The sequence below is a fragment of the Aerococcus agrisoli genome (genome assembly GCF_003797145.1).
Taxonomy (GTDB): domain Bacteria; phylum Bacillota; class Bacilli; order Lactobacillales; family Aerococcaceae; genus Aerococcus; species Aerococcus agrisoli.
This window is the reverse complement of sequence record NZ_RKMG01000009.1, coordinates 61,266-70,117: the sequence shown is the minus strand read 5'-3', so window position 1 is coordinate 70,117 and position 8,852 is coordinate 61,266. Positions and strand designations below refer to the sequence as shown.

Sequence of the window (8,852 nt, the reverse complement as noted above, 5' to 3'; positions counted from 1 at the left end):
AGTTCATTATAAAATCCGCCTTTAAAAGAAATTATACCATATCGAGGAATTTCTAATATTTAAAAAAAATTTAAATCCGCATTTGTTATACTGTAGATAGTAAACACAAGGAGAATCATTATGAAAATCTTACACGTTTGTTCATACTATTCAACATCGCCTCTTTTTCAACAACTATTTGATCGCCAAGTAGCTGCTGATGTGGATATCGATGTATATGTACCCATCTCAAAACAATTTCCAGAAGACCGTATCGCATCAACAGCACCGTACGCTCAAACCGTTCGCGTCTATAATCAAATGGAGCGCTTTTTCTACTTCTACAAACAGAACAAAATTTATGCTGATCTAATCAAACGTTACGACACTAGTCAGTACGATATGATACATGCTCATTCCTTATTTACCAATGGTTATATGGCCTATCGTATTCATAAAGAACACGGGACACCATATGTTGTTGCCGTTCGTAGCAACGAAGTAGCCGATTTCTTCAAAAAAGCGGTATGGTTACGACCAATTGCCTTCAAAATTTTACAGAATGCCAGTCAAATTATTTTTATTTCGCAAAATAACTTTGAGCATACATTTAACAACTATATTCCTGAAAAAATAAAAGCAGCATTATTAGCTAAAACGCTAGTATTACCAAATGGTATCGATCAATATTGGCACGATAACGCATATGAAAATAAATCCGTATCCCTTCATAAGCCCTTAAAAATCGTTACAACTGCGAAAATTCAAAAAGCTAAAAATTTAGTTACTTTGGCAAATTATGTTAGCAACTATAATGATGAAGTTGCTCCTGCAGAATTGCATATTATCGGACCAAACTGGGATCAAGCAATTCTAGATCAATTGCTTACAACTCCCGTTGTCACTTACCATGGTCCAAAAAACAAAGAAGAAATTGTAGCCTTCTACCGTGAATCTGATATTTTCGCACTATTATCCTCACCAGAAACATTTGGCTTAGTTTACGTTGAAGCGATGAGTCAAGCATTGCCTGTAGTGTATACCAAAGGTGAAGGTTTCGATGGATACTTCACAGATAAGGAAATTGGTATATCTACTGACCGATTTGATAATCAAGCTTTCAATGATGCCCTCAATTACATTCAAGGTCATTACGAGGACATGTCCTCCAAAGCAGTACAAGCATCCAAAAAATTTAATTGGGATGACATTCATGACACATATATGGGTATATATCACAAAATATTAAAATAAATAAAAATGCTAGTCACATCAACCAGATGGACTAGCATTTTTTATACATTAAGCTTTTTCTAGAAATTCCGACTGCAAAATACCATAAACATTTATATCCCTATACTCGCCTCTTAAAGGGGTGTCCTTACGATGTGTACCTTCTAAAGTAAAATGATTCTTTTGCGCTACACGATTGCTGGCAATATTTTCAACATCAGCCATTAAAAGGACTTTATTCAAGTCCATATCTTCAAAAGCTATCGCTAAAACGGCTTGAACAGCTAACGACATCACACCTTTACCAGCAACCTCTGGGCTTAACCAATAACCTACTTCAGCTCTTTTAAAATCTTCAATAATATTGTGCAAATCAATGGAACCAACAATTTCATCATTATAGGTAATCATATACTGACGTGCAGTGCCTTCTGCCTCTTGATTGAAACGCAAAATCAAGAAATCTTTTTGACTTTTGACACCATCTTTCTCAACATTATCTACGAAATCTAGAAATTCTCCAATATATGCTTTATTTTCTACCACTAATTTATAAATGCTTTCACTCATCTCAAGTGTTGGCTTAATTAAAGCAACTTGATCGCTCAATTGAATTTTAAAGTAATGCATGGCTACCCCTCCTTATTTGCTAGATGTTTTCAATTTTTCAACCAGTACGTTGCGGTCTACAAATTTATAAATTAGTTTTTCCAAATTTTCAAATATTTTTGTTAATGTCCAACCAATAATCCATGATCCACAAAATACTAATACTGCCACTAGTAAAACAGCCGGTATGAATGTAATTGGAGACAATTGAATTAACGTATCTACAATAGGTAAATTCCAAATTAGTTCACGCATTTGCCCTTGTTCATGAACCAAGTAAACACTCAACGTATACATGGCAATATAATTAATTTTTGTTGATTTCACAGTGATTTTCGAAATGAACATGAAGAAGGCATAGGACATGATGATTTCAAATGGTCCATTGTAATTTAGGAAATCTATTTGTGGGAAAAGAAATTGCAATATACCCGTTATCAACCCTAGTCCTACATATATACCTAGGTATTGCTCTTTGCTCAGATCTTTCACAAAAGAACCGTATAATCTGATATGGGCCCCTACAAAGTACAAGTACATAAAAAATATTAAGGAGAAACCGGAATTAAATGCAATGATTTGCTCTGTCTCTATAAAAAACGGCCAAATCACACCAACTAAAGTTGTTAGAAAAATCCATTGTTGCAATTCTTTTCGTGAAAAAGAATGTATGATTTTATTTAATAATGGAATAAAAAGATAAAGTGCAAAATAATTGGATATAAACCAATATTCTCCCCTAAATGTGGCAAATAACTTACCAATAATACGCCAAATATCGAAATTGATTGCACCAAACGCCATCAAAGTTATTAATAAAATGGCTGAAATAAATCCTGGCAATAAAATAACATTCAATACTTTGCGAAATTTCAATTGTTTAGCATTAATAGAAAAATAGCCAGTTATGATGATATATACGTTCACACAAATATAAATAAAAGACCTTAATAGTGAAAGTAAAAATGTATTCACCGATGACAATTCTAAATGTTTAGCCATTACATTATGTGTGATTACGTGGGAAACAACTATCAAAAACATGGCGATGATTCTTAAAAGTTCAAAGTTTTGCTGTCTTTCTTTCATAAAAAAACCTACCCATTAACCAAATTTGAAATACTCATATTCAATAAGTTTATCACTTTCAATGGTTATAGGGTAGGCAAAAAAAGATTGCTTTCAAGCCTTGCTAATATTTCAAAGATTGTTATGCAAAGTATTGATCGATTCCTTTAGCAATAGCACTTGCTAATTTATTTTGATATGAATCAGTAATCAATTTACTAAATTCATTCCATTGTGACATATAGCCTAATTCTAGTAATACAGACGGCATCACTGCTTCACGATTGACAACAAAATCATTTTCTCGAACACCTCTATCTAAGGCGCCTGTTGCTTCAAGTGCTGCATTATGAATAAATGTTGCTAATTCTATAGATAAATCGCGTCGTTCAGGATTAATAGCTTCACGATAAACATATTTATCTGTTGTTTTTGGTAGGTATTCTTCACCTGGTGTATATTCATAGTAGTATGTTTCGATTCCAGAAACATAACCTGCAGAACTTCCTGGCATTGCGTTATGGTGAACAGACACAAATATATCTTGATAGCTATTATTCGCAATATCCGGTCTATCGTATAATTCAACAGCAGTATCATTTAAGCGAGATTGGTACACGATATAGCCTGCATCCGTTAATAATTTTCTTACCTTATTAGCTACTGATAGATTGATATCTTTCTCAGCTACGCCATAATAATAAGCACCAGATTCATAGCCACCATGACCTGGGTCTAAGAAGATGTATGTATTGGCTAATTTTGTTTGCGTATCAGCGGAAATTGTTGGCGTACCACCAAGAATAATCAAGTGGTCCACATTTTCTTCGCGAACTGCAAATTCCTTTTGTTTACGAATATTTGTATTGTTATCATTTTTAACAAGTAATACACCGGTTCCCTTTTTCGCGGCTAATGCAGCAGATGGTAAAGCATCAGAAAAATGTTCGCCTGAAGCCACGTATAAAGTATCTGTTTTACTTGGATCAATGTACTCGCTAATAATGTTTTGGTTAACTTCATAGCGATCTTGGCCTTCGATTCTGCGAATTTTGGCGCCAAGTGCAATCATTTGGTTGACTACACTATCCGAAATGGTGTTATTTGACCCAATAACCGTCCATTGGCTTACTAATGGAATTGCATCTATCACAGCTTGCTCTAACTTATTATTTTTTGTTAAATAAATCGGTGTTAATCGACTTGCTGCCACAGGTGCAATTGATAAGGCATCTGAAGCTACTTCACCACTTGCTAAAAATGCTTCATAAGGTGCTTTCACATCTTCTTTCAATTCTTTAGCAATATTTGCCGCTAAGAAATAACGATTTGAACCATCCACGCGACGTACGTTCACACCCGCATCTGCGATTGCTTGTAAAATGGCTTCAGGTACCGATGTTTCTCCACCTAAAACAACAACTTCTGATGCCTTCAAACGTTTAATCTCAGCTAACGTTTCTGCTGGTAATTGATTCGCTTTTGTGAATAAAATTGGTGCATCATAAGCTCCTGATAAAGACGAGCCCGCTAATGAATCTGCAAAGGTAGTCCCATTTGTTAATAAGACAGTATCTGCTTGAGTCCACCCTGCTTTTGAAATTTCAACTGCATTTAAATAACGATCTCTCCCTGAAATTCGTGTGACATCAGTTTTGGCATTTGAAGTACTGGCAGCAGTTGTTGCTACACGACTAGTACTTTGTGTGCTAAATAGACTCATTGCTGCTTCAGATGTTGCTTCAGTCGCTACTTCACTCTCAGCTATAGCTGTTTCTTCACTTGTTGTCTCAACTGCAGCATCAATTTCAGAACTTTCCGATATAGCGTCTGCTGGAACTGATTGACTTTCTGCTACAACTTGATTTTCAGCACTTTCAACTACTGATTCAGAAGAAGATGCTGTATTCGAAGTCGCTTCTTCTAACTTAAGTGAAGATTCAACTATAGGTTCGTTACTTTCACTTGTTGCCTCAACCGCACTTGCTTGGCCTTCAACAGCTGATGACTCAACCGTAGCATCAACCTCACTCGTACTATCATCGCTTGAAGAAACACTTGTTGCTTCATTATCTATACTACTTACAACCGCAGAACTTTGAACTTCTGATACACTGTTCACTTCTGCTGCTTCAATTTTATCAGCCACAAAACCACTCAAGATAAATGGGGTCGCAAAGATTAACCCTTGCACCAAAATCTTACTTCTCAAACTTTTCTCTTTCATAAAAAATCCTCCATATACCCAGTGACCTTTTCATTACATAGATTATAACGAAAATTTAATAAAAAAAGGTGACTCTTTTCATTTGTCACCATTTTGTAAAAAAATTTATATTTCGTCAAAAAAAGAGGCTAGGATCTCCCTAACCTCTACGAAACGACTTAAAGCATAAATTACTTAAACATTGTACCTAAGGTTAATTGGAAACCTTTATCAAATGATGCATCTTTTTGAACTTTGATTAGTGATTGGTAATCGAAATCAATTTCACGGTCTGGTGTATCTGACTCACAAAGTACAGAAATACCTGCACATGTTGAGTTAAATTCTTTCAACATTGAGTTCATACCTGTAATTGTCCCACCACCATTTAGGAAGTCATCAATGATTAATACATGTGATCCTTGTGGTAATGATGATTTGGTTAATTCCATTTTTTCAACTCGACTAGTACCTTTGGTCGCGTAGTTGATTGAAACTGTTGACCCTTCTGTTACCTTAGAGTCACGGCGTACAATTACGAATGGGATATTCATATATAAAGCAACCATTTGTGCAATTGGTACACCTTTAGTCGCAATTGTCATAATCGCTGTTGCTTTTGATTCAGCATAGTAACTTGCAATGATTTTTCCGATTTTACGTAGTTGTTCAGGATCACTCAACAAGTCTGTTAAATAGAAATAACCACCTGGTAGAATACGATCATCCGCTGATTCCAATTGGTGGATTAGGTTTTCTACTTCCACAACGGCATCTTCTTCAGACATTGTTGGAATATAGATGACACCACCAGCTGCACCTGCGACTGTTTCGATTCGACCGAAACCGCTCAATTCAAATTGTTCTTTTAATATTGTTAGGTCTTCTGAGATAGAAGATTTAGCTGATTCGTAACGTGACACAAAGAACGTTAACGATACCAACCGATGAGGGTGTGATAGTAAATACTGTGTCATGTCCACTAATCGTGGGCTACGCTTGATTTTCATATATTCCAACCTTTCAGATTCTTTCGTCTTAGATTACATTATATATTGAAATTTCTTAATTTGAAAGGAAAATTTCACTTAATGTTCGTTTATTTTAAAAAAATGTATAAAAAATGAGGTGATTCACTGAATAACCACCTCATTTCCTAAACATTCGTAATTAGCTTTTAGTTATTTTTAAATATCCACTCTCAATGACAAATAGTAAAACAAAAATTGCAACGATTGTTGCTCCTGGCGGTGTATCTAAATAGTAAGATGTTGCCAATCCTGAGAACATCCCCACCATAGCAATCACGACACCTAGTGCAATCACTCCATCAAAATTCTTCACCAAACGTAAAGCAATGGCTGCAGGCATTACAATAATCGCTGACACAAGTAAGGAACCGGCAATCGGCATAATTAAGGCAATAGCCATACCTGTCACAATTGAAAAAATAATGGAAATCAATCGAACTGGTAGACCCGCCGTAAATGCGGTATCTTCATCAAATGAAATTAAGTATAGCGGACGCTTGAAAATGATATAAGCTGCTACAATGACCACCGCTAACCCAATTAAAATAGCTAATTGTAATGGTGATACCGTAATGATTGACCCAAATAAATAGGAATTAATCGATGACGCTGAATCTACCTGATTCAACAATAGTAACGCCAATGCCATACCACCCGACATCATCATGGCTACGGAAATATCTGAATAATTTGCATATACCACACGTAAGTATTCTAAAATGACGGCTGCTGCTGCCACAAATAAAATCGTCGTAATCGTTGGTTCCACATTTAATAAGTAACCAAAGGCAACACCGGCTAAGGAGATGTGGGCCAAAGTATCTGCCATCAAAGACTGTTTACGCATAATGAGCAACAAACCTAAAATGGGTGAAATAAATGAAATTGCAGTTGCGGCTAAGAACGCCCGTCCCATGAACTCATACTGAAACATCTCCACGGTGAATTCTCCTCTCTAACTAAATGTATTCTTTTATCGTAATATTCATCTAAAACATTATCATCATGCGTCACCATCAAAATGGCTTTCCCATGTTTCTCGGTATTATGACGCAACAATTCATAAAAACTTGCACGAGATGATTTATCCATCCCCGTTGTTGGTTCATCCAAAATAAATAAGTCAGGATCTGTTGCAAAGACACGGGCTAAACCGATACGTTGTTTTTGTCCACCAGATAGGTCACCAATCTTTTTATTTCGTTGTTCTTCCATACCAACAGATTTCAATGCACGCTCAATATGCATTTTGTCGTCTTCATCTAGCTTCTTGAACCATTTTCCTTGTTGGTAACGACCTGAGGAAACAAATTCATATACGGTACTTGGGAAGCCTGCATTAAAACTATTCAATGTTTGCGGCACATAGCCAATTTGTAATTTATTACCTTCACTATTGGTTTTAGAAATTTTGACGGTACCCTCATTAGGACGTAACAAGCCCATAATATTACGTAGTAACGTTGACTTCGCAGCCCCATTCTCACCCGTTAAAATAACGAACTCTCCCTGATCTACAGTAAAAGAAATGTTGTTTAACACGGGTTCGTTGTCCCATGAAAAACCTAAATTATCAACTTCGATATAATGCATACGATCCCTCCTTAATGCACAACTTGCGACAGACTTTCTAAATTCTCTGTCATGATTTTCATGAATCCTTGCCCATTCGCCGGATACGTTACAATGTCTACACTTTCCATAGATTGCAACTCACCTATGTTCACGCCGGTTTCAGCAGCAATTGTATCCGCAATGGTCGATGACCCACCTTTTTGGATATACATGACGGATACAGCATTGGCGTTGATATAATCCACAATCGCAGCAATTCGTTTTGCAGACGGTTCGGCTGACTCTGTTAAACCAGTTACGGCCACTTGATTTAAGCCGTAGCGGTTAGCCAGGTAACCAAAAGCCGCATGTTGCGTCAAGAATAGTTTATTCTCAGCATCTGCGAATAAGGTCTGGTATTGCGCATTTAAATCAAACAATTGACTGGTCATTTCATCCATATTTTCTTGATAGAATTCAGCATTTTTTGCATCATAAGCACTGATGGCTTCGGCGATTGTTTGCATCTCCGTAGCAGCATTTACCGGATCAAGCCATGTATGTGGGTCTACATCATGATTATGCCCATCGCCTTCTGAATGCGCTTCTTCAGAAAGTTCCTCTTCAGCAACTTCGTCTTCGGCATGTTCTTCTTCAGCAGCTGCATCGCCCTCAATCGTAATTACATCACCATCGATTGTTGCAACATCAGCGGATGCTTCGATGACTAATAAGTCGTCATTTTGTAAACTCTCTAAGAGACTCGGCACCCACGTTTCCATATCTTCACTATTGTATACAAATACATCTGCTTCGTTTAAAGTCGCAATATCACGGGCACTCGGCTCGTAATCATGCACTTCTTCATTAGCCATCATGGCGGTTACTTCCGCAGTATCGCCAACAACTGCCTGCGTTAAGGCTTGCATCGGGTAAAAAGTAGTCACAATTTTTAAGCCATCGCTTTGCTCATTCGAGGCAGCATCACTTGTTCCTGTCTGGCTACAGGCTGTTAAAAATAGTACGGCCATTATGGCAACGGCCCATTTCCATATTTTGAAAGCTTTCACGTAATCCTCCTCATCTCTATCATTTCATATATATATGATTACTTCGTCATTTAAATCGTACCGATTACGATTTGCACAAATGATAATATAGCACACTTACAA

At 36.7% G+C, this 8,852-nt stretch carries 8 protein-coding genes; 1 reads left to right on the top strand and 7 read right to left on the bottom strand.

Annotated features, from left to right (window positions below):
* The first annotated feature begins 120 nt into the window (after nucleotides 1-120).
* A complete protein-coding gene (locus EF384_RS04305; RefSeq protein WP_123779757.1) occupies nucleotides 121-1,233 on the top strand; it encodes a glycosyltransferase family 4 protein in 1,113 nt (370 codons plus the stop codon).
* Nucleotides 1,234-1,281: 48 nt separating this feature from the next.
* Here the strand turns inward: EF384_RS04305 and EF384_RS04300 are convergent, their stop codons facing one another.
* The 7 genes from EF384_RS04300 to EF384_RS04270 all read right to left on the bottom strand — a co-directional run bounded on the left by EF384_RS04300 (nucleotide 1,282) and on the right by EF384_RS04270 (nucleotide 8,750).
* Entirely contained in the window at nucleotides 1,282-1,842 is a 561-nt protein-coding gene (locus EF384_RS04300) for a GNAT family N-acetyltransferase (RefSeq protein WP_123779756.1), read from the bottom strand.
* 12 nt (nucleotides 1,843-1,854) lie between these two features.
* Nucleotides 1,855-2,910, bottom strand: a complete 1,056-nt coding sequence (locus EF384_RS04295) for an acyltransferase (protein WP_123779755.1) — start codon at nucleotides 2,908-2,910, stop codon at nucleotides 1,855-1,857.
* Between the two features lie 121 nt (nucleotides 2,911-3,031).
* Nucleotides 3,032-5,116 carry an N-acetylmuramoyl-L-alanine amidase gene (locus EF384_RS04290; RefSeq protein WP_123779754.1) on the bottom strand — a complete coding sequence of 695 codons (2,085 nt, stop codon included), beginning with the start codon at nucleotides 5,114-5,116 and terminating at the stop codon, nucleotides 3,032-3,034.
* Nucleotides 5,117-5,286: 170 nt separating this feature from the next.
* Nucleotides 5,287-6,105 carry a pur operon repressor gene (gene purR, locus EF384_RS04285; protein WP_123779753.1) on the bottom strand — a complete coding sequence of 273 codons (819 nt, stop codon included), beginning with the start codon at nucleotides 6,103-6,105 and terminating at the stop codon, nucleotides 5,287-5,289.
* 160 nt (nucleotides 6,106-6,265) lie between these two features.
* Complete coding sequence (locus EF384_RS04280) at nucleotides 6,266-7,066, bottom strand: metal ABC transporter permease (protein WP_123779752.1); 801 nt, start codon at nucleotides 7,064-7,066, stop codon at nucleotides 6,266-6,268.
* Nucleotides 7,024-7,719, bottom strand: coding sequence for a metal ABC transporter ATP-binding protein (locus EF384_RS04275; protein ID WP_123779751.1), 696 nt, complete (start codon nucleotides 7,717-7,719; stop codon nucleotides 7,024-7,026). Before EF384_RS04275 ends, EF384_RS04280 begins: the two co-directional genes overlap by 43 nt.
* Nucleotides 7,720-7,730: 11 nt before the next feature.
* The gene (locus EF384_RS04270) at nucleotides 7,731-8,750 is read right to left on the bottom strand and encodes a metal ABC transporter solute-binding protein, Zn/Mn family (RefSeq protein ID WP_233570029.1); all 1,020 of its coding nucleotides are present in this window, start codon (nucleotides 8,748-8,750) and stop codon (nucleotides 7,731-7,733) included.
* Nucleotides 8,751-8,852: the final 102 nt, after the last annotated feature.